The sequence below is a fragment of the Bradyrhizobium monzae genome (assembly GCF_021458635.1).
In the GTDB taxonomy this organism is placed as follows: Bacteria; Pseudomonadota; Alphaproteobacteria; order Rhizobiales; family Xanthobacteraceae; genus Bradyrhizobium.
In genome coordinates this window covers 23,748-45,231 of sequence record NZ_JAIRDQ010000011.1, presented here as the reverse complement: position 1 = coordinate 45,231, position 21,484 = coordinate 23,748, and the positions used below count along the sequence as shown (strand labels likewise).

Below are 21,484 nucleotides of genomic sequence, written 5' to 3'. Positions count from 1 at the left end.
AGATGCCGCTGACGATCGATACCGGCCGGCTTGGAGCCGGGCCCGGCATGGGCCGCGACGGGGGCCACCAGCGCGGGCCAGCCAAATCTAAATGAGCGCATTTCGATTGCTAAGTCGGTCGTCTCTCGCCCGGTAACTTGTGGCCTTTATTGCAGGAGGTCCAAATGAACGATGCAGGGTGGCGGCCGAAAGCGCTCACCGAGTTCAAGCGGCGGGAAGTTAAGTGGCTTTGGCGTCCATTCATACCTTTCGGCTTCATAACGACCGTCGCGGGTGATGGAGAGGTCGGCAAGACCACCGCGATCTATGACATCTTGGCGCGACTAACGACCGGCGATCCGATGCCTCAAATCGGCGACGAGCAGGAGCAGGTCCACAAGCCCGGCTCAATCGTTATTCTCTGCAAGGAGGATGACCCGGGATACATGATCCGTCCTCGACTAGAAGCAGCTTGTGCGAATATGGCTCGCGTTCATATGGTGGTGGTCGAGAGACGCGGCGCTCGCATAGGCGATGAGGACGAGCTTCTTGGCAGGCTCGACAATACACTGGTCGATCTGGAGCGTATCATTTGCCAAATCGGGGACGTGCGCGCAATTTTGGCCGACCCTATCACCGACTTCGCTGGAGAGATCAGTCTGTACAAGGAAGATCAGGTAAGGAGCATGCTTGGTCCTATCGCCCGCATGGCCGGCAAGTATGGGTTCGCTTGGCTCAATGTCTTGCATTTGATCAAGGACGGAACAAAAAAGCCGAGGCAGCGCATTTTGGGCAGCGTTGGCCTGGTGAATGTCTCTAGGTCGGTCGTGATGGTCGGTAAGAGCGCGGTCACTGGGCGGCGCTTTCTAATGATGGAGAAGGCTAATCTTTGGCACGAGCGCAAAGCGGTCGCCTTTGAGGTCAGCAGCTACCTTGGACAACCGGTCGTCGACTGGGAAGGGGACTATGAAGAAGTCGATCTTGAAGCGGTGGTCGCAGGGAAAAGCGCTCATGTGACCAAGCAGCAGCAGGCAGTCCTTTATTTGCAGAAATGGCTGGCTGAAGGTCCCATGACTTCATATGAAGTCATGGCCCACGCAGAAGGGGTCGGAATTTCTCCCGGCACCTTCAAAGCGGCAAAGAGCGAAGCTGGCGTGGTGGCCAAGCGGCGAGACGGTGTTTGGTGGTGGGACCTTAAGAAGCCAAGCGGCTAAGGCCGTCGGGTACTCCCTTGACGCCTCGCGCCTGACCTATCCCGAAATTGACTCCTTTTGAGACGCACAACCCTGTGGGCGACGTGGGAATAATTGCACGCTTTTGAATATGGAGAGAGCAGGCATGGTAAGTTCCACCAAATCATTAGAGGAAACTCCATGCCAGCCTCCCTGCCTTATCTCGCAAGCAATAAGAACGTCTCCACACTTTTCACGAAAATTGCCTCAGCAAAGGTACCACCGAAATTCACGCATGACTTTTTGAAGACCACGATCGGGCTCGCAAGCACCAATGATCGGCAACTAATCCCGCTGATGCGCAATCTCGGGTTTCTCGATCAGTCCAATACGCCAACAACCCACTATACCCTGCTAAAAGGTGACAAATCGAAAGCCGCAATTGCCGATGGGATAAAGATTGCCTATGCGCCGCTTTTTAATGCGGACGAGAAAGCCAATAAGCTCTCTGGCGACAAGCTCAAGAGTCTTGTCGCGCAGGTCGCTGGCAGCGACGACGATATGACCGCTCGTATTTCGGCAACATTTTCTTCCTTAGTCAATCAAGGCGACTTCGAAGGTGGGAGTGCCACAAAGGCAATCGAAAAGGAGAAGGAGCAAGACGACGTGCCTGCCGAAGAAGAGAGCCAAGACAATGGAAGCCGCAGGGCGGCGCCGAAGGGCCTGCGCACCGAATTTCAATATGTAATCCAGGTGCAGCTTCCCTCGAATGGCACGGAAGAAACGTATCTAAATATTTTCAACGCCATCCGGAAGACTTTTGTATGAGCAATGACGCAAGAGCCGCGCTCTTCATTATGCTTGGGCAAGCAGCCGAGAAGACCGTCGCTCGGATTGAGGATGTCGTCCCGAAAGAGACCCTGCTTTTATCGAACGAATACGATCTTGCAGAGATGGTCCCAGACAAAGTCAGGCGCGCCATCGATGCGGCGATCGGATACAAGCTCTTCTTTGTATTCGAAAGCTATCTCCGGGAAATCATCGTGGAGGTTCTCTCCAAAGAACACCAGAACTGGTGGGACAAGGTACCGCCAGATGTCCAGACAGAGGTCACGAAGCTAGAAGAGACCGAGGAAGTAAAAAGCTGGATGGCGCTCGGCTCTCGTGACAAGTCCTCGCTCATGACCTTGCCGCAACTGCTGCGCGTGATTGACGTCAATTGGAAGGAAGGTTTTGACGAAGCGGTCCGTGATAAAGGGCTCATTCAAGAAGCACGTCTTTTAGTTCATTTGCGAAATACGATCTGCCATATGAGTACTATCTCAGGCGAAGAGCTGGAGAGGATCAAGCAGACCATGCGCGATTGGTTTAGGGTTGTTACTCCTTAGCCCAATCGGGCCAGCAACCATCCTCCTCGTGGCGACCGGTCCGATTGGTGCAGGTCTGGTCGAGTAAGCGCTGGCCGACATTCTTCCAGATCGCGTCGGCTCCGAAATAGCGGATGGCTTCGGCCTTCTGCATCTCGACAATGCGAGAGCAGCGCGAGCACTCGACGCGCAGCATGTGGTGATGGATATCGGCGAGGCGGCATTGCTGGATTGGCTGCTTGGGCTTGCCGGCTGCGCGCGGATCGTCCAGCAGGGATTGCCATAGAGCATCGGGGATTTGGTCGGCCGGCGCTGGCTCGGGCGGCGACGGCCTCCTCTGCTGGTCAGCGATGCCGGCTAATTTGTCGATCTGCTTCCTTGAGTACATCCGCCAGCTCGCCATCCGCTCTTTGCCCATGGCGAGAATAGAACATAACAGGAACAAAGAGTCGAGCCGCTAGGTCTTGTTGCGGGCCATCGCAAAGCCCCTAGCTTGGCGCTTTATCTGCATCGGAGACTGCTGCGACAGTAGTCGGCATTTCAGCGCTTGCTGCGTTCGTCGGTGGTGTCGGCGGTGGGGGTGCAGCGGCAACTACTGGAAAGGGCTCCACAATATCCTTGGCGCCGATATCCAGTGCTCGCTCTAGCAAAGCGTTGAATGCCGCTTCTGTGAGTCCTGGCGTCTTCTTTTGCTGATGCATGCGAATGATGAGGTGCGGATTCCAAATCAGGACGTGGCTGATGTCGCCCGACTTGCCGGGTTTGATGTCAATGAACAAAAGCTCTTTGAGCAGAAGCATTCGAGTCCGCCATGTGTAGACGGCGCGCTGCCCGGTGAACCCAGCAGCATGAGCCATCTCCTGGGGCTTCGACAGGTTGACCATCGAGTTGTCCCACGTGTCGCACCACAGGGCGAGATAAGTCGAAGAGAGCGGCTTTCCGTTGCTCAGGTCATCCATGATCTGAAGGATGAGGGGCATCGTCTTCGGGATCGTCGCAAAGCCCTTGTTGGCTTTGCGATGCCAGAGCCACGGGTCCGCCCCCGACCACAATGCTTCGCGCTGGGCAAGCTGCTTCGCGACGATCGCCTTGCCTGCGGCAACTGTGGGCGGGACGGCCATTCGAAAGACTTTCCTTGTTGAGGAGGGAGCGGGACCGGGGTGGAGACCGGCCCCTTTTTGAGGTTCCCTCGGCAGCGAGTTTGGACCCCGATGCTTGGAAGGGACTCTACGGCAAACATCAACAATATCAATGACTTAGATATTTACTTACAGCGAGCGAGTTGCATTTGATTGCACTTCATGTACCCGAATTCACACGAACTAGCGTAACTCATGCTATTGAGTTTTGTCAAATAGATCGAGAGTTCGCGAAAAAGCGAAGCGGTGTCAGGACCTTAGAAGGCGCCCCACTGTACTCGACGTTCTGATGTGCTGAATGGTGCTAACTTGTGCTCGATGTGCTCGCAGCGAAGCGAACATCCCCGCCGGCCTCTTCGAAGTCACCCAGGGTCTATCTAGCACTAAGCGAGCCGCCGCTGGACACCGGGCAGGGGAGCGGCGGCTCACTTGCCTGCCGCGCCACCAAAAGGAGGCATGGCCGCAGGCTGTACGCTGTTGTTACCATCACCTGCGTACTGGACGGTCCGGCCGTGAAAGCTCTCAAAGCGACCGGAAGGTCCCTCCCATGGATCGTGGATTGGGAGGGTGACTCTTAAGCCGCTCTGATCCGCTCAGGCTTCGACTTCTTCGATCCCGCCGGCTCGATGCCGAGGACTGCGCGGGGATCGGCATCCAATCTGCGATGTACGGCCGCCCCTTGCTCTTCGCTGAGTTCGATCAGCGCTTCCTCTTCGCGTTCGTACTTCAGCAGCTCCGCCTCCAGCGCGAGCAGCTTGGCGGCTCGGTCTAGCGACGACATCGCCAGCGTCGGCTGCGGCAGCATGTCTATGGTTTCATGCAGTCGCTTCTCGAAGGCGATGGGGTCCAGCCAAGCAAGCGCGGCGCTGATGTCCAGCTTGGGAGTCCAAGCTCCATCAACATGGGCGTCGAAACTCGCTTGGAAGACCTGACCATGGCCGAAGGCGAGCTTCGGCCGGCCGCGCTCGCGCTGAGCCGCAACGAATGCGGATGCTTGCTCCTTCAGATCGGCCGGGGGCAGGCCCGATTGCAAGACGCGCACCCGCTCAGCAGCGAGCACTCTGATCTGCGCTCTCACATTCGACACTGCTTGGGCCGGCGTCCGAGTCGTCTTCACATCGGCCGGCATCGCTCGACTCAGCTTGGCCATCTCGTAGGTCCCGGTCGCGGCTGAGACCCAATGCTTGATGTTGGTGCCGAGGTTAGCGAGATTGCGGTGCTTCTCTTGCAGATCGGGCAGCTTGTCCTGTAGACGCGCGAGCTCTCGATCCATTCCGGCCAGCTCCATGGCCGGTGCCGTGCTTCGCGCTCTGGAGAGTTCGGAAGCTCGACGGGCTAGGGAGGCGACCGCATCATGCAGCTCCATGGCGCGGCTATCGAGCCGATCCAGCTTCACCTGGGCCAGGGTTGGCAATGCCAGCATGTCAGGCCCCCTTATAGGCACGTTCGAGAGCCGCGCAGCGGCCGGCATATTGAGCAGCGGCGTCAGAGGCGGCCGCGACGGGTGCTGGCGGCGTCGTCTGGCCCGGTCTGGCATCGGCGGGGAGCTGAGCAGGCGCCGGCTGCTTCCACCGGTCTGACAAGCTCCGCTTGCGATCGTCATAGGCCGTCTGCCGAGCATCCGTGTCCGCGTCCGCCAGCGGCAGCGATCCTGGCCGGTGAAGCATGGCCGGCGGAGCCGCATCCATGATCATGTGCGGTACCCGGATCTTTGCACCATCCGGGATCACATTGCCGGCCAGCGTGATCAGCTTGCCGTCTTTGTCGAAAACATCGCTCTTCATCTGATTAGTCCTCCTGAGAAGAGATACCGGGTGATCCGCCCGGCTCGGAAAGTCGCGTTCTCATTGAGATCGTCGCCGCCCACCCAAGCGAGAGAGCTGTCATAGCGGTATCGCTTGCCGCCGATGTTCGCGATCAGGCCGGCGACAGCATTGCTGATGTCATCGTGCTGATTTGGAGCGTGATCGATAGACGGCTTGCCGGCGCGCGATGTCCGCATTTCCAGCCCGACGAATTGCTGCACCATCCGCTTGTGATCGAGGAAGTCGATCTTGCGGCTATTGATCAGCGGCAGCACGTCCCGATAAAGGTCGCTCTTGGCTTTGGCGCTTGGATCGTAGCTAACGCCATGCTTGCGAAGCTGCTCGCGCACGAATTCTCCGGCAAAGCGGTCCCCGAGCGCTTTGCGGATGCGATAGCTCTTGAGCGTCGCCGCAAAGGTCGCAGTTGTCTCCTCGGGGCTGAAAGGCGGCTTGGCTTCGCGGATGCAATCGACAATCGCCATGCCGGTCTTTGCGTCGAGGTGACCGATTGCCAGCGTATAGCTGTCCTGCCCCGAGCCGCCGGACGGGTCTAAGAACGCCGAATAGGTGATGCCTCTCTCCGCCGGCCGCTCATAAATGCCATCGGATACGCAAGCGAGCACGGCATCCAACGAGATATAGCTCTCGATGTCATTGCGAAATTGCGCGCCGAATTCCGCAGATGCAGTCGCCGGGTCGGCAGCGTAAGCCTCGTCGATCTCCGATTGCGGCACGCTCGGGTTCATCGTGCGGGTATCGGCTTGCCAGACGAGCGTCGGATCGCCGTCCTTGCCGAAGTGATTGCGATAGGCCTCGTAAAGAATGCCTCGCTTGGCATAGGGCGAGCTGGCGACAAGCAGCATCGCATTCGGGATCGTGGACATCGCAGGCTTGATGGCCTTGACGATCTCGGCATCCGGCGAAGCAGAGCCCTCATCAGTCGTGAAGAATGCCGCCTCATCGAGCAGCGCGGCAACGACGGTATAGCCGCGTACCGATTTCATGGACGCCGTCGATATTTCGATCGTCACCCGATTGTCGAGATCGAAGCCCTCCGCCGTCTCGCGCTCAATCATGCGGGCGAGTAACGGAACCTGCTTCAAGAGCGCGCGGATATACCTCAGGATCGTGCGCGCCTGCCGGCGGTCCGAAGCGACGATCATGATCGTGCCGCGCTCGCCGGGGGCGAGATACGGCCGATAGTCAAAGAAGCAAGCAAGGAAAGTCGCGACAAGCGCCAGGATGAAGGATTTGCCCGCCCTTCTTCCACATATCAGGTAACTATGCCGCGCGGCCGAGGTCGGTGGCTTCTTGCGCCCCGTACACTTCCGATAGAACTGAAATTGCGCCGGCGTCATTTCCAGCGCAAAGAGCGCGGCTAGGAAGGCCATCCAAGCTGCCCAGCTCTCCGGCCGCTTGACGAACCATGGCCAGAAGAGCCGAGCATCCCGAATGGCATCAAGGATGGAGAGGCGCCCTCGCCTCGCTGGAACGGCCGCCTGACCCTCTCTGGCTCGGAAGCGCTTCATAGCTGGACCTCCGCCTGCCGCTCAGCTCGACGGGCATTCCAGCTCAGCGTTACAGCGAGCGATATCAGGGCGCGTGTCGCTTCAGATGGAATTCGGCCTCGCGATGCCTCCGCGATGTTCTCGCTGGCAAGGATGATCTTCACATTCCCGACGGCATAGGGGCCGCGATCCCCATGCCTCGCCATCACATATTGCCCGCGCCGGCATCCCCGCCGCCGTACCCTGCCGCTGGCGATCCAGATTTCCAGCCATTGGGGGAAAGTCAGCTCAAAGCCGATGCCGCGGTCCTTCGCGTTGACACGATGCTCGGTGAAGTCCCTGCGCAGCCGCCGCAGGAACGCTTGAGTGAGGTAGTGCGGATAATGCGACCTGATGCGATGAATGATCTTGGCGCCCATCAATCTGCCTCCTCATGCTCGAGGATGATGCCCCGATGGCCATTGGTTCTTCGCGCCAGATAGCTATGAAGGTCTTGCGGCTCATCGTTGAGCGCCTTCGCATGACGAAGCCATCCGATCTCTCTGCTCAATCGAAGCTGCTGGGCTGTCAGCGAGGCATAGGTCTGCAAGAGTGATTGCGGGGGTTCCTTCCGCGCGCGGCGCAATCGCGCAAGTCGATCTTCGATATGGACAAGCTCAGCCTCCAGTGCGCCGATGCGCCGGCATGCGATGCGCTGCGGGTCGGTCACGGCATCGTCACCGCCGCAATGCGCGATCAGCGCTCGATAGGTCGCCTTGAGCAAGCGAGCCCAACGCGATCGTCCATCTTCATTCGGCAGAAGATCGCGTCCCGTGCTGATGCGGGACGAGTGTCGGCCATCAGCGTTGCTCGTGCGTGCCTCGTGAGTTGCTCTTACTCTCTTTGCCATTCGAACCTCACCCGCTCTGCTTGGACATGGGCCAGCGGCATGGGTCTATGGCTAAGTCGCGCGGATGCTTCGATGCAACCCGCTTACAAAAGGCCATCTCTTCGAAGTGCTTAAGCGGAACTGATCTCCGCCATAGTTACCTCAATCGAGCAAATCGCTTCTTTTTCAGTCGCTTCGATTTGTCCGCTCCCCCGTCAAAATCGGGGCTTTTCGTTATGGACATGGGCTAGGCAGAGAGAGCCTTTTCTCCTGCTGCACGGCTTTGATGCGAGGGCCGCTTCGTTGATCTTAGCTCTCTTCGACATTTTTCTTAGTTCGAAATTCATCGTGCGATCAGCGGCAATGCGGCCGGCATCATGAGGGTGATGCAGGATCGAGTCGGCTTTTCGCTGGTCAAGGTGCCAAGCGACTAAGGGACCAAGGAGACAATGTCATCGTGGCTTTGATCTGATCTGATCTAGCAAGCCAGATTGAAATTAGCATTCACATCAATGTTGCCGATGAAGCGATCTATTCGGATGATTGGATTGAGTCTGTCATAGAGGTTCTGGATGCTGATGACAGACATGATGCTCCAATATCCTGGCAGCTCTTCCATCTTGCAGCCGGCTGCTTCTGCCTCTTTGCTCATCGATAGCTGCTCTGGTCGGAACAATCCGAGTGTGCGAATGAGCTGATGCCCCATCCGCAGGTCTCTATTGATGATCGTGCTGCCGATGCGCATGAGCTTTGGCTTTCTCCGCGACTTCCTTGGGAGGGAAATGTCGCCATCCATCGCGTTATTATATGCGCGGCCGAGACCTTCGGTATCGGCTATGTAGCAAAAGCACTGGTTTTCTTCCCAGAAGTCGCTCTGGTCCGGCATGACGCCTAGCTGCTTGCGCCGGTGCGCTCTCGCGCCATTGGTGCGTCGCTCATCGTGAAGCGGCGGGATTGCCGATTTCGCGACCTTGGATGCCTTATCGGCGTAAGTGACGCTCAAGTTCGGTGCGCCGCGCTGGCCGCTGTAGACTGTGAAGCCCTTCCGGCCGAAGCAGACGCTCACCATCTGGTCGCCGCGGTTCGTGACAAGCGCATGGGCGATGATGAATTGCAGCGCGTCGCGAAGCTCATTCGCCGTGCCATAGAAGCGGTCCAGAGCGAATTCGCTGTAGTTGAGCATGAAGTCATGCTGCCCGAGATATTCGAGCGCGGCTCGGGTCGGCTGCCTCAAGGTCAAGCGCTGGCGATATTCCAGCGCTGGCCGGCCGGATCGCCGGAAGCGCGGCTTGCGCTCTTTTGCATCGAGCTTGCCGCGACATTCGCGCTGGAGGTAAGCCGCAGCATCGGTGACGAGCGGTTCTCTGATCCAGCCGGATATCACATCGCAATAGGGGATCGCTTGCAGCGGCTTGCCGAGGCCGTCGAGGGATGTGGCGGTGAAGGGGGCATCTTCGGGGGTATCTGGCCCCGCGAGGGGCTTGGACGCCCGTCTCTGACGGCCAGCGCGGCGCGTCGGCTGGTGATCGTCGGCACGGTTGGCGGCTGGGGGCGCTCTATGGCAAGCTTTGGACACGGCAGCATCCCTTTCATGCTGTCTTCGGCGATAGCGCTCTTGGCGGAGCGGCCATCGCAAGTGATTGGGGCGCATCTCGGTGGTCGATGCGCCCCTCTCCATTCAAGCTGGCATTTTTCTTTGTCGTGGATCAACCGGCCAAGCCGGCGATCATGAGCGCACGCGCTTCTGCGGCTTTAGCTCGGGATGATCAAAGGTGATCGCCCGCCCCTCATCTTTTGCTCTCAGCCAATCGTCCACCAGATCCTCGCGCCAGCCGACGCACTTCTCTGATAGCTGGACCGATCTTGGAAAGGTTCGCGCCAGCATCATTTGCCTGATGGTCGTCTTCCCGAGACCGGTACGCCGCAGGACTTCTGGCCGTCGAAGAAAAATGATAGGTCGCTCATTCATGATCGATACTCCGCGCTATTGATCGCTGAGCATCGTTGCAGATCGATCGGTGACTTCTTAGCAATCTAAATCGGGCTATTTAAAAAAGCCGGGAGGGTAACGCCGCACGGGGCTGCTGATCACGCGACGCTCGATTGCGTCGTAAACCTTACTCTCGGTGTCGCTTACAGCTCGCTGCCTGAGTAGGTCGGATTTGTTGATTTCCTCGTAGATGGCCTCTTTTGTGAAATCACCGATGCTAGGTTTCAACTCGCCAGAGTTGTCATCGCGGTAAATCCGCCTCTTCCTCAAGACGGCTAAAGCCGCGCCTCGGCAAGCTACATGGTACGGGTCTTCTGAACGCCCCTTCTCGGTCGGGCGGACGCCGTTACCGCACTTTAGTTGAGGCTTCAGCGCTCGGCGACCGTCTTCGGAAAGCTCATCCCAAAGCGTGAGTATCTGGCAGAAGAGCGCCGCGTCCTCCTCGTCCAGCTCGGGAATTGATTTTGTCATGGGTGTCTCGGTATAGGAATGCTTGCCACTTATCCATCAGCGCCCGGCGCTTCTCCAACATCGTAGTGCGCTTGTAAGCACCCATGGTCTTATTGCGGATCGTGTGAGCGAGCGAGGCCTCGATCACGAAGGGATCAGCATCGGTCTTTTCGCTTGCCCAAACGTTAAAGGTCGATCGGAAACCATGCGGGACATAGGACGGCGCAAGACCCTTCATGGCTTTCAGCATGGCCATATTGCAGAGATGCCGGCCGGACTGCTGCCCAATGAATAGATAAGGGTTGCCGCGCTCACGCGGCAAAGCCGCCAATATTTCGATAGCGCGGTCACAAAGCGGTACTTCATGATCTTGGCCATTCTTCATCCGTGCGCCGGGGATGGTCCAAAGCTTCTGATCCAAGTCAACTTCAGAGTCAGACATGCCAATGATCTCATTGGTCCGCGCCGCCGTCAAAATCAGCACCTCCAAAGCGCGGAAGGTGATGCCCGTTTTGGAGGCGAGCGTGTCAACGAAGGCTGCCGCTTCTGCGTAAGGCATCGAGGGCTGATGCCGCTGCTTGCGGACTTTGCTTGGCTTGGCGAGGATTTCTTCCAGATGACCTTTCCAAGCAGCCGGATTATCGCCACTCCGCTGGCCGAAGACCTTTGCTGCGGAAAGCACCTTTTCGATGCGGCCACGAACCCTAGAAGCGGTCTCCGGCTTCTTGGTCCACATGGGCTCCAAGATTTTGACAACATGCGCAGTGTCGATATCGGACACCGCGAGATCGCCAATTACCGGGTAGGCGTAGGTCGCGAGGGTATTCGCCCATTGATCGGCATGCTTGGCATTTCGCCATCCGGCTTCTTTTCGCTTGATGAAATCTGCGGCCGCTTGCCGGAAGGTTATAATTCTTTCGCTGGTCGGCGACGCTTCAATCTCGGCGGCGTGCTCTTCGCCGGCCAGCTCCTTAGCCGCTTGACGCTTTGACTCCATCGGGTCTTTGCCGCCTGACAATTGCGCACGAGCCGCAGCAGCCCTTCTCCGCGCTTCCGCCAGCGACACCGCCGGATAGGCTCCAAGGCCCATCTGCCGATCGTATTTGTCTCCCCGCCGCTTGTACTGAAAAAGCCAAGAGCCACTCTTTTTCGACTTGAGCTGGAGCCAGAGGTTACCGCCGTCCGCGTATCGCTTGCCGGGCTCGAATATGACTTCTTTCTTCTCACCTTTGATGATGAGGTCCATGTACCCCCGCTGAAGGCCGGTCGGGCTAAGTTTGTTGATTGCAGCCATGGCGTATCTCCTACGCCATTGGATAAGTCGTAGACCCGGCGGCCATCAACCGAAGTAAATGGGCTGATTTCGTTTTGACGGGGGCCACAACCTGGGCCGGGCCTTTGAGCCCGTAAAAGCCGCCTGAAATGTAGGGCTAATGGCGGAGAGAGTGGGATTCGAACCCACGGTACGGTTTCCCGCACACACGCTTTCCAAGCGTGCGCCTTAAGCCACTCGGCCATCTCTCCGGAGCGCCTTCTCTTGAAGGGGCGCCGGTGATTTTGCAAGAGATCGCGGGGGAATCGGGTGAATTTTCCGTAACATATTGTATTTACAGGAGAATATCCCACGTCACGAGACCGTCCGGGACCCGCCTCGGGCTGAACCAGTCGCGGGTTTGGCGCGACGATTCACTCAAGAACGCCAAACACGACCGGGGACGCCATGACCATCTGCAAAACCATTGCCGCGCTCAGCCTGATTTTAGCCCTCGGCGCCGCCTTTACCGCGCCGGCCAACGCACAGGCCTGCACCCGGCAGGGCGTGGATGTGACGTGCGACGATGGGCGGCGCGGAGCGCTTTCGGGCGATGCCATCCTTTGGCCGGACGGGACCCGCTCCAGTTCGAACCCGCACCAGAGCGTGATCATCGGCAACAAGAACTCGGTGCATGCCGGACCCGGCGTGTTCGTCGGCCAGGGCAAGGGCATGGTGCCAATGGATGATCCGAACGCACCAAACAAGCGGCAGTGCGCGATTCTAGACGGCGTGTCGTATTGCTATTGAGGCTCAGCTCTCCCCGTGGACACGGAAAGAGAGTTAGATCAACCGCACGCCCGATATCGCCGACTTCAGCCAGCGCAGAGCCTGTGGCGGCTGCGCGGCGAGCGGGACGGCCGCGACTTTCTCGGTGCGGCACTTCTCCAACTCGGCAACGAAATCCGACGACCATTGCTGAATGGTATGGCCGCGCAGCGTCTTCATCATCGCGTCCCAGCGCATCTTGCGCTCGGGGAGCGGCATCGCGGCGGCGACCGCGATGGCCCGGGCCATCCCGTCAATGTCGTGCGGATTGACCACCAGCGCAGTCTCGAGCTCGTTGGCGGCGCCGGCGAACTTCGACAACACGAGCACGCCGGGATCGGCCGGGTTTTGCGCGGCGACATATTCCTTGGCGACAAGGTTCATGCCGTCATGCAGCGGCGTCACTACGCCGACCTGCGCAGTGCGATAGAGGCCTGCCAGCACGGCCTGGCTAAAACCCTTGTTGAGATAGCGGATCGGCGTCCAGTCGACCTCGCCATGACGGCCGTTGACGTCGGTGACGAGGCGCGCGACCTCGTTCTGGAGATTGCCATACGCTTCGATCGCACCACGTGAAGGGTTGGCGATCTGCAGAAGCGAGATGCTGCGCGCAAACTGCGGCTGATCGGTCCAGAGCCGATCGAACGCGCTGATGCGGTTGACAAGCCCCTTCGAATAATCGAGCCGGTCGACACCGATCGCGAGCCGTTCGCCATTGAGGCTGCGGCGCAGGCGCGAGACGTCGGGATGCGAGGCCGACTTTGCGGCATAGGCTGCAAACTTTTCGGCATCGATGCCGATCGGAAACACTTCGCAGCGCGTCCGTCCATGCTGCGAGAGCACCACGCCGTCCTCGACAACGAGACCGAGCTCGCCGCCGGCATAGCCGAGGAAATTCTGACAATCCTCGTCGGTCTGGAAACCGAGCAGGTCATAAGCCAGCATCGCCGTGATCAGCTCGCGATGATTGGGCACGCCCTGCATCACCGCAGCGACCGGCCACGGCGTGTGCAGGAAGAAGCCGATCGGATCGTCGACGCCGAGATCACGCAGCTCCGCGCCGAGCGCGAGGAAATGATAATCCTGCACCCAGAACGCAGTCTGCGTCTTGCGGAAGCGCATCAAGGCGCGCGCCATGAACGCGTTGACCTCGCGATAGCTGACATAATCGTCACGCGAGACGCGGATCAGATCGCTGCGCGAATGCAGCGCCGGCCAAAGCGCCGAATTGGCGAAACCTTCATAATAGCCGCCGTAATGCGCCGCCGGCAGATCCAGCGTCGCTATAGCGCCGGAGCCCAGAGCCTCGATTTCGGCGAAAGGTTCCTTCTGATGGCCGTCACGCACGCGGCCGGAGGAACCCACCCAGATGGCACCCGAATGCTCCACGACCGGAAGCAATGCCGCAGCGAGACCGCCCGTCATGGGCTCGTTGGGTTTACCGCGCGCAACTCGATTCGAAACGACGACTAAGTTCACAGGTCGTCCCCTCCTGTTCATTCCACCCCGTTTAACTGCCGTTCATCAATATGGTTCCTGTCATCATTTCTACGAAATGAAACCAAAGTCAGGCACGCGCGTTGGAACCAGTTTCCTTGGAGGGAACCCGGGCGATTTCGCTTGCGAAAGAGAGTCTTGGCGCGAAATTCGCGCAGCCATGCGTTACGCGCGCGATGGAACAGCGCACGCAACAATGTGGCTCTGCGATGACGATGCCTTATTCCAACCTTGTGTCGTCGAGCAGGCGCGCGAGGAACGCACGCACATCGTTCGGCGCATCGAAGTGACCGTTGACGCCGATGGCGCGGCGGCCGACCGAGAAGGAGAGCCCGTTCATGTCCGGCATGATCGCGAACACGGTTTCATCTGTGACGTCGTCGCCGATGAAGATCGGACGGCGTCCCTTGAAGGGCTCGTGCTTCATCAGCTCGCGCACGCCGGTCGCCTTGGTGAAACCCGAATGCTTGATCTCGCAAACGAACTTGCCTGGCAGCACCTCGATCGGCGCATTGGGCAGATCGGCCCGGATCAGCGAGACCGCTTCATAGATCGCCTTCTCGGCATGCGGCGCGAGGCGGTAATGCAGCGCCAGCGAATAGCCCTTGTCCTCGAGCAGAATGCCGGGGCTGAGTTTTGCGATCGCGGCCAGCCGCCGCTTCAGCTCCTTTTCCATCGGCGGCGCGTGCACGTCGTCGGCTTCATTGTCTACCGACAGCCGCATTTCCGCGCCGTGACCGGCGACGGCGCGAAACACGTCGGGCGCGAAGATCAGGTCGATGTCGTTGAGCGAACGGCCGCTGACCATGGCCAGCGCGCCCGAGGTCCGCTCGGTCAGCCGGTTGAGTGTCTCCGATAAGCCGGGCGGTACCCACACCTCGCGCGGCGTCGGCATCAGGTCGAGCAGCGTACCGTCGATGTCGAGCAGGATCGCGGTCTCGCCGAGATGCGGCACAAGTGCATGCGGCACCGGAACGGCGTCGGGCGCTTCTTCGTCGGGCATGGCGTGCTTCTGATCCAGTTCAGCGAGTTCCGATTTCATAAGTCTACTCCATGGAAGCGAGCGGCCGCGCGATTTCTTCGAGCGATTTGCGTTCCGCGGAAATGGCGTAACGCCACGCCACGATCGCAGCCGCGATCATCAGGACAGCCCCCAGCAAATAACCGGCGAACACGCTGTTGCGTGATCCCGTATCGATCAGCGCGCCGAACAGCGCGGGGCCGGCCACCCCGCCGATGCCGGTGCCGATAGCGTAAAACACCGCAATCGCCAGCGCGCGGACTTCGAGCGGGAAGGTTTCGCTCACAGTGAGATAGGCGGCGCTCGCAGCAGGCGAGGCAAAGAAGAAGATCACCATCCAGGCGATGGTTTGCCCCTGCGCGCTCAGCGCGCCGATCGAGAACAGATAGCCTGACAACGCCAGCAGCAGGCCGGAGACACCATAGGTGAACGTGATCATGGTGCGACGGCCGAGCGTGTCGAACAGGCGGCCGAGCAGCAGCGGACCGAGGAAGTTGCCGGCCGCGAACGGCAGCAGGTACCAGCCGACATGATCGGCGCTGATGCCGTAGAAGTCGGTCAGCACCAGAGCGAAGGTGAAGAAGATCGCGTTGTAGAAGAAGGCTTGCGCGGCCATGAGCACCAGGCCGACCAGCGCACGCTGGCGATAGGTAACGAACAGCGTCTGCACGACTTCGCGGATCGGGGTGTGATCGCGCATCCTCAGCCGCATCTTGACGAAGCGTCCATGGCTCGCGTCTTGATCATGCCCGATCACCGAACGCTCGATGTCGTCGACGATCGCGTGCGCCTGGTCCGGACGGCCGTGGATCATCAGCCAGCGGGGGCTTTCCGGGATCCACATCCGCATCAAGAGCACGACGAGACCGACGCTGGCGCCGATGAGATAGGCAAGACGCCAGCCGAGATCGGGGCTGAACAGCGCGGGGTCAAGCAGCACGATGGCGGCGACCGCGCCCATCGCCGCGCCGATCCAGAAACTGCCGTTGATGATCAGATCAGTCCAGCCGCGGTAACGTGCCGGCACCAGTTCCTGAATGGTCGAGTTGATCGCCGTGTATTCGCCGCCGATGCCGGCGCCGGTCAGGAAGCGGAACAGCGCGTAGCTTGCGATATTCCACGACAGCGCGGTCGCGGCCGTCGCGGAGAGGTAGAGTGCGAGCGTAATGAAGAACAGTTTTTTGCGGCCGATACGATCGGTCAGCCAGCCGAAGCCGAGCGCGCCGAGCACGGCGCCGGCGAGGTAAGCCGAGTTGGCGACACCAAGATCGAGGTTGGAGAAGTGCAGTGTCGGGCTCTGCTTCAGAGCGCCCGAGAGCGCGCCGGCCAACGTCACCTCAAGCCCATCGAGTATCCAGGTGATCCCAAGCGCCAACACCACGCGGGTGTGAAAGCCGCTCCAGGGCAGCGCATCGAGCCGCGCGGGAATGCTGGTCTCGACGATGCGATCGGTGACAGCCGCCGTCGAGACTACAGGTCCATCATTCAGCGCTGGGCTCTGCTGCAATTCCATCGCGTTGCTGGGTCATGGGGGTGCGGCATTCCGCCTGCCACCTGCGACAACGTCTGCGACAAGGGCAGGTTCCCTTAGGAACCTCGCCGAATACCGGCCGTTTCCGCTGGAGCCGCAAGGAGTTGACGCATGGCTCATGCCAGAAAGACGACACATTCGCGAAAAGCCGCAGCTCGCAAGAAGACCAGCGCAAGGCGCTCGACCCCGCGCAAGAGCACCAAGCGCGCCGCCCCAAAACGCTGGTCACAGCGCGTGACAAAGGAAAGCGACGCCCTCGATCTCAAGCGCGGCGTATTCACGCTCACGAGCCCGAAGCGAATCGCGGCCTCACTGAAGCACTCCGCCGAGCACAGCGCCCGTCGCAAGACCGGCGCTTATCGCTCGGCGCTGTCGATGCTGACGTTCTATATCAATCGCGCCGGGAAAACGTTGCCGAAGACACAGCGCGAGCGGCTTGAGAAAGCGAAGGTCGAGCTGAAGCGGGCGTTTGGGAGGGAGTGAGACCGCAGTCCTTGCCCCGCTGTCGTCCCGGACCAGCGCAGCGAAGCGGAGCGCAGATCCAGGATCCATAACCCCGGAGAGAGGTTTGGCGAAGATTCGGAGTTATCAGCTCGCGCCGCAACTTCTCCCTGGGGTAGTAGGTCCCGGCTTTCGCCAGGACGACATCGGAGTAAGCAGCGCGGTCTGAGCTGTTACGCCGCGCGGATGTTCGCCATGAAACGATCGAGCTCGGCGCGCAGCCGGGTGCTTTCGCTCGACAGCGTCTTCGCTGAGTTCAGCACTTCCTCCGAAGCCGAACCGGTCTCGGCGGCACCGCGGTTGACCTCGCCGATGTCGGTCGCGGCGGTCTGGGTGCCCTGAGCGACGGTCTGGACGCTGCGGGCGATCTCCTGGGTCGCGGCGCCCTGCTGCTCGACGGCGCTCGCAATCGAGGTCGAGATCGACGAAATCTGGCCGATGGTGGCGCCGATCTCCTTGATCGCGGCAACCGATTCGGCGGTCGCGCCCTGCATGCCCGTGATGTGCGAGGAAATCTCGTCCGTGGCCTTGGCAGTCTGGCTTGCCAGCGACTTCACTTCGCTCGCGACCACGGCGAAGCCGCGGCCGGCCTCGCCAGCGCGCGCCGCCTCGATGGTGGCGTTGAGCGCCAGAAGATTGGTCTGCTCGGCGATCGCCGTAATGAGCTTGACGACCTCGCCGATCTGCTGGGCGGCATGCGACAGTTTTCCGATGCGACCGTCGGTCTCCTTGGCCTGCACCACGGCGGCTTCGGCAATCCGGCTTGAATCGCGGACCTGGCGGCCGATCTCTTCGACCGACGCTGACAATTCCTCGGTCGCGGTCGCGACCGACTGCATGTTGCTCGAGGCCTGCTCAGAGACACCGGCGACCTGGCTCGACAGGGTCTGCGTGGTCTCGGCGGTACGGGTCAACGTGGAGGCCGACGATTCGAGCTGCACGGCCGAGGCCGAGACGTTGGACACGATGGCGCCGACGGCGCTCTCGAAATCATCGGCAAAGCGGATCAGCTCGCCGCGGCGGCTTGCCGCCTGCTCCCTGTTCTGGGCTTCGCTGGCGGCGGCATCGCGCTCGGCCTTGGCCACCGCCTGAACCTTGAACTCCTCGACCGCGCCGGCCATCTCGCCGATCTCGTCCTTGCGGCCGAGGCCCGGCAGCACGACGTCGAAATTGCCCGAGGCCAGCTCGCGCATCGCCTTGCACATCGCGATCATCGGCCGCGAGATGCCATTGCCGAGCATCAGGGCCAGCACGGCACCGATAGCAAGGCCACCCAGCGCCAGCATCAGCATCAGCCGCTCGGTTTCCCCGATCGTCAGATTGGCGCTCGCTTCGATCCGCTGCTGATCGGCCGACAGGTCCGACCGCAACTCGCCCGAGAGCTTGAGGATGGACGCGGCCGTCTTGGTCATCTCGCCGTTCGACTTGACGATGATCTTCACGTTGTCGGAAAGCTTCGCAAACGACGTTCGGTACTGCTTCAGCAGACCACCGATCTCGGTGACGCGGTCCGTGATCTTCTGCTCGTTGGCGTAGATCGAGACCAGCAGCGTCTCCAGAAACTTGATGCGGGCGACCACGCCGTCGGCGGTCTTCGGCTCGGGCTTGGCGACGAAGGCGCTCACCGAGGTGGAGACCGCGAGATATTGCGAGGTGATGTCCTTGGCCGTGGTCTGGACCGATGCGAGCCCGGCAAGGGCCGCAGTATCGGCGAGGTCGTCGAACTTGAAGCGGATCTTGTTGCCGACGCTGTTCAACTCGTCGGTCGCGATCTTGTTGTTGTCACGCGTCAGCGTGATGATCTCGCCGAACACCTTTGCGAAGCGCTGGAACTCGGCCTCGAGCTTGCCGACCTCCTCGCGACGCGCTGCGCCTGTTGTGGCCGACATCGACTTGGCGATCGCTGCCTTCAGATTCTCTTCGGCCGCTTTCGCCGCGGTTTCGTCGTCCGCGGCGCCGGTCAGAGTGTAGGCCCGGGTCAACCCCTGATAGCTGACCAATTCGCGATCGATGGTCCGCGCCAGGTCGGCTTCCGCCACGCTGGTCCGGTAGGACGCGACGGCGCCCGCGATTCGCTCGAAGCCGAAATAAGCAAATGCCATGCTGACGGCGAGGATGGCCAGCACCGCCACGAAGCCGAGGATGATTTTTGCACGAAAACGCAAGGTAAAGAGCTTCGATGAGCTCGGCTTCGACGTCACAGACATTCCCCCACCCCATTCCATTCGCGGAAAACCAGGCGCAGCCGGGAAGCAGCCCGCCCCCCGACTCAAATGCACGGTAAATGGCAAAGGATAAGCTGCGGTAAATTTGCCGCGTCGCAACTTGCGGTTAGGTGACGCGAGCCTCCCTATCGTCTCGGCCTATGCCGGGACAACAGGGGAGAGTGACGCGACAGCAGCGCTGTTACGCCGCGCGGATGTTCGCCATGAAACGATCGAGCTCGGCGCGCAGCCGGGTGCTTTCGCTCGACAGCGTCTTCGCTGAGTTCAGCACTTCCTCCGAAGCCGAACCGGTCTCGGCGGCACCGCGGTTGACCTCGCCGATGTCGGTCGCAGCGGTCTGGGTGCCCTGAGCGACGGTCTGGACGCTGCGGGCGATCTCCTGGGTCGCGGCGCCCTGCTGCTCGACGGCGCTCGCAATCGAGGTCGAGATCGACGAAATCTGGCCGATGGTGGCGCCGATCTCCTTGATCGCGGCAACCGATTCGGCGGTCGCGCCCTGCATGCCCGTGATGTGCGAGGAAATCTCGTCCGTGGCCTTGGCAGTCTGGCTTGCCAGCGACTTCACTTCGCTCGCGACCACGGCGAAGCCGCGGCCGGCCTCGCCAGCGCGCGCCGCCTCGATGGTGGCGTTGAGCGCCAGAAGATTGGTCTGCTCGGCGATCGCCGTAATGAGCTTGACGACCTCGCCGATCTGCTGGGCGGCATGCGACAGTTTTCCGATGCGACCGTCGGTCTCCTTGGCCTGCACCACGGCGGCTTCGGCAATCCGGCTTGAATCGCGGACCTGGCGGCCGATCTCTTCGACCGACGCTGACAATTCCTCGGTCGCGGTCGCGACCGACTGCATGTTGCTCGAGGCCTGCTCAGAGACACCGGCGACCTGGCTCGACAGGGTCTGCGTGGTCTCGGCGGTACGGGTCAACGTGGAGGCCGACGATTCGAGCTGCACGGCCGAGGCCGAGACGTTGGACACGATGGCGCCGACGGCGCTCTCGAAATCATCGGCAAAGCGGATCAGCTCGCCGCGGCGGCTTGCCGCCTGCTCCCTGTTCTGGGCTTCGCTGGCGGCGGCATCGCGCTCGGCCTTGGCCACCGCCTGAACCTTGAACTCCTCGACCGCGCCGGCCATCTCGCCGATCTCGTCCTTGCGGCCGAGGCCCGGCAGCACGACGTCGAAATTGCCCGAGGCCAGCTCGCGCATCGCCTTGCACATCGCGATCATCGGCCGCGAGATACCGGTGCCGAGCAGGAAGGCCAGGACGGCGCCGAGCAGCGTGCCGCCGACGGCGAGCATCAGCACCAGGTGCTCGGTCTTGCCGATGGTCGCTTCCGATTCCGAATCCAGCCGCTGCTGCTCGGCCACCAGGTCGGCCTTCATGGCAGTGGCGCCACGAAGGATAGCGCCCGCCGAGCCGCTCATCTCGGTAACGAGCTCGTCGACCATCTTGGCGTTGGCGATCAGCTTCTCAAGCGCCTCCCGATAGGCGACCAGGATGGTCTTGGCGTCCTTCAGGCCGGCAACGATCTTGTCGTCCATGGAATAGACCGCGCCGAGCGAGTTCTCGACGAATTTCAGCCGGGCCAGCGCACTGGTCGCGATCGCCTGGTCGGACGTTAGCACGAAATTGGTCGCCGCCGCGCTTGCGGTCTGGAACTGGGCGTTGACCTGCTTGGTGCCGAACTCGATCGACTGCGCCTCGGAATCGGAGGCGTTGTTGCCGATGTCATCGAGCTTGTACTTCAGCAGATTGGCTTGGCGCGAGAGCTGGTTCTGCACCAGCAGCGTGCTGTCGCGCTTGGCCTGAAGGACCTTGGCGAAAGTCGCGGAGAAATTCGCAAACTCCTTGGCGAGCTTGTCGAGACTGTCCTGCCGCGCCGGCGCCTTGGCGCTCTTGACGGCTTGGTCGATGGCAGTCTTCAGGCTGGCTTCGGCGTCGAGCGCCGCCTTGGCGTCGTCTTCCTTGCCGGTGACGACGAAATATTTGACGGCCGAGCGGTAGCCGAGCAGCTCGCGGTCGATGTTGCGGGCGAGATCGGCCTCCGAGACGCTGCTGCGATAAGATCCGACGCCGGAAGAGACCCGCTCGAAGCCGAAATAGGCGAAGGCCATGCTGCCGGCGGAGATCGCCAGCACGGCGGCAAAGCCGAGGATGATCTTGGCGCGAAACCGGAGGGCCGGAAATATGCTGCGCTTCGACGGCGACACGGTACGCCCGGACATTCCAACCCCCATTTTCTCTTCAGCCGTCGTCCGGAGGCGCCCCGCCCCCGGACCCGGATGCGCAAAACTAGGGCAGAATGAATAAGGGGCGGTAAATTCGTCACATTGGCGCTAGCCCGGGGCCCTATCG

The 21,484-nt window shown here is 60.7% G+C and carries 20 protein-coding genes and 1 tRNA gene; 5 read left to right on the top strand and 16 right to left on the bottom strand.

What is annotated here, in order from left to right; genetic code table 11:
- The first annotated feature begins 164 nt into the window (after positions 1 to 164).
- From K3F49_RS30975 to K3F49_RS30965, 3 genes are all read left to right on the top strand, one after another.
- Complete coding sequence (locus K3F49_RS30975) at positions 165 to 1,193, top strand: AAA family ATPase (protein ID WP_234684689.1); 1,029 nt, start codon at positions 165 to 167, stop codon at positions 1,191 to 1,193.
- Between the two features lie 159 nt (positions 1,194 to 1,352).
- Positions 1,353 to 1,979: a DUF5343 domain-containing protein gene (locus tag K3F49_RS30970; protein WP_234684688.1), complete on the top strand. Its 627-nt coding sequence runs from the start codon at positions 1,353 to 1,355 to the stop codon at positions 1,977 to 1,979.
- Complete coding sequence (locus K3F49_RS30965; RefSeq protein ID WP_234684687.1) at positions 1,976 to 2,539, top strand: Swt1 family HEPN domain-containing protein; 564 nt, start codon at positions 1,976 to 1,978, stop codon at positions 2,537 to 2,539. The genes K3F49_RS30970 and K3F49_RS30965 overlap by 4 nt, the downstream gene beginning before the upstream one ends.
- On the opposite strand, the gene K3F49_RS30960 is transcribed toward K3F49_RS30965, so the two are convergent.
- The 11 genes from K3F49_RS30960 to K3F49_RS30910 form a co-directional block, all read right to left on the bottom strand.
- Positions 2,529 to 2,906 carry a hypothetical protein gene (locus tag K3F49_RS30960; protein WP_234684686.1) on the bottom strand — a complete coding sequence of 126 codons (378 nt, stop codon included), beginning with the start codon at positions 2,904 to 2,906 and terminating at the stop codon, positions 2,529 to 2,531. The genes K3F49_RS30965 and K3F49_RS30960 overlap by 11 nt on opposite strands.
- Before the next feature lie 100 nt (positions 2,907 to 3,006).
- Positions 3,007 to 3,639 (bottom strand): hypothetical protein, encoded by a 633-nt coding sequence (locus K3F49_RS30955; RefSeq protein WP_234684685.1) that lies wholly within the window; start codon positions 3,637 to 3,639, stop codon positions 3,007 to 3,009.
- Between the two features lie 592 nt (positions 3,640 to 4,231).
- Positions 4,232 to 5,080 (bottom strand): hypothetical protein, encoded by an 849-nt coding sequence (locus K3F49_RS30950; RefSeq protein ID WP_234684684.1) that lies wholly within the window; start codon positions 5,078 to 5,080, stop codon positions 4,232 to 4,234.
- A 1-nt stretch (position 5,081) separates the two neighbouring features.
- A complete protein-coding gene (locus tag K3F49_RS30945) occupies positions 5,082 to 5,441 on the bottom strand; it encodes a hypothetical protein (RefSeq protein ID WP_234684683.1) in 360 nt (119 codons plus the stop codon).
- The gene (locus tag K3F49_RS39485) at positions 5,438 to 6,325 is read right to left on the bottom strand and encodes a hypothetical protein (protein WP_346657369.1); all 888 of its coding nucleotides are present in this window, start codon (positions 6,323 to 6,325) and stop codon (positions 5,438 to 5,440) included. The genes K3F49_RS30945 and K3F49_RS39485 overlap by 4 nt, the downstream gene beginning before the upstream one ends.
- A gap of 662 nt (positions 6,326 to 6,987) precedes the next feature.
- A complete protein-coding gene (locus K3F49_RS30935) occupies positions 6,988 to 7,389 on the bottom strand; it encodes a hypothetical protein (protein WP_234684681.1) in 402 nt (133 codons plus the stop codon).
- Entirely contained in the window at positions 7,389 to 7,733 is a 345-nt protein-coding gene (locus K3F49_RS30930) for a hypothetical protein (RefSeq protein ID WP_234684680.1), read from the bottom strand. The genes K3F49_RS30935 and K3F49_RS30930 overlap by 1 nt, the downstream gene beginning before the upstream one ends.
- 583 nt (positions 7,734 to 8,316) lie before the next feature.
- Positions 8,317 to 9,414, bottom strand: a complete 1,098-nt coding sequence (locus tag K3F49_RS30925; protein WP_234684679.1) for a hypothetical protein — start codon at positions 9,412 to 9,414, stop codon at positions 8,317 to 8,319.
- Between the two features lie 150 nt (positions 9,415 to 9,564).
- A complete protein-coding gene (locus tag K3F49_RS30920; RefSeq protein WP_276575432.1) occupies positions 9,565 to 9,807 on the bottom strand; it encodes a helix-turn-helix transcriptional regulator in 243 nt (80 codons plus the stop codon).
- Positions 9,808 to 10,225: 418 nt separating this feature from the next.
- Positions 10,226 to 11,572 (bottom strand): tyrosine-type recombinase/integrase, encoded by a 1,347-nt coding sequence (locus tag K3F49_RS30915; protein ID WP_234684677.1) that lies wholly within the window; start codon positions 11,570 to 11,572, stop codon positions 10,226 to 10,228.
- 140 nt (positions 11,573 to 11,712) lie between these two features.
- A tRNA-Ser gene (locus K3F49_RS30910) sits at positions 11,713 to 11,802 on the bottom strand.
- A 196-nt stretch (positions 11,803 to 11,998) separates the two neighbouring features.
- On the opposite strand from K3F49_RS30910, the gene K3F49_RS30905 reads away from it, so the two are divergent.
- On the top strand, positions 11,999 to 12,340 hold the full coding sequence (locus K3F49_RS30905; RefSeq protein ID WP_234684676.1) for a hypothetical protein: 342 nt from the start codon (positions 11,999 to 12,001) through the stop codon (positions 12,338 to 12,340).
- Between the two features lie 33 nt (positions 12,341 to 12,373).
- Here the strand turns inward: K3F49_RS30905 and K3F49_RS30900 are convergent, their stop codons facing one another.
- The 3 genes from K3F49_RS30900 to K3F49_RS30890 all read right to left on the bottom strand — a co-directional run bounded on the left by K3F49_RS30900 (position 12,374) and on the right by K3F49_RS30890 (position 16,389).
- Positions 12,374 to 13,837, bottom strand: coding sequence for a trehalose-6-phosphate synthase (locus K3F49_RS30900; RefSeq protein WP_234684675.1), 1,464 nt, complete (start codon positions 13,835 to 13,837; stop codon positions 12,374 to 12,376).
- Between the two features lie 238 nt (positions 13,838 to 14,075).
- On the bottom strand, positions 14,076 to 14,897 hold the full coding sequence (otsB, locus tag K3F49_RS30895) for a trehalose-phosphatase (protein ID WP_234684674.1): 822 nt from the start codon (positions 14,895 to 14,897) through the stop codon (positions 14,076 to 14,078).
- A 4-nt stretch (positions 14,898 to 14,901) separates the two neighbouring features.
- Complete coding sequence (locus tag K3F49_RS30890; protein ID WP_234684673.1) at positions 14,902 to 16,389, bottom strand: MFS transporter; 1,488 nt, start codon at positions 16,387 to 16,389, stop codon at positions 14,902 to 14,904.
- Between the two features lie 129 nt (positions 16,390 to 16,518).
- Here K3F49_RS30890 and K3F49_RS30885 point away from each other — a divergent pair, with 129 nt between their 5' ends.
- A complete protein-coding gene (locus K3F49_RS30885) occupies positions 16,519 to 16,890 on the top strand; it encodes a DUF3175 domain-containing protein (protein ID WP_234684672.1) in 372 nt (123 codons plus the stop codon).
- Positions 16,891 to 17,081: 191 nt separating this feature from the next.
- Here K3F49_RS30885 and K3F49_RS30880 read toward each other — a convergent pair whose 3' ends face one another.
- The gene (locus tag K3F49_RS30880; protein ID WP_234684671.1) at positions 17,082 to 19,115 is read right to left on the bottom strand and encodes a methyl-accepting chemotaxis protein; all 2,034 of its coding nucleotides are present in this window, start codon (positions 19,113 to 19,115) and stop codon (positions 17,082 to 17,084) included.
- A gap of 199 nt (positions 19,116 to 19,314) precedes the next feature.
- Positions 19,315 to 21,354, bottom strand: coding sequence for a methyl-accepting chemotaxis protein (locus tag K3F49_RS30875; RefSeq protein WP_234684670.1), 2,040 nt, complete (start codon positions 21,352 to 21,354; stop codon positions 19,315 to 19,317).
- Between the last annotated feature and the right edge of the window lie 130 nt (positions 21,355 to 21,484).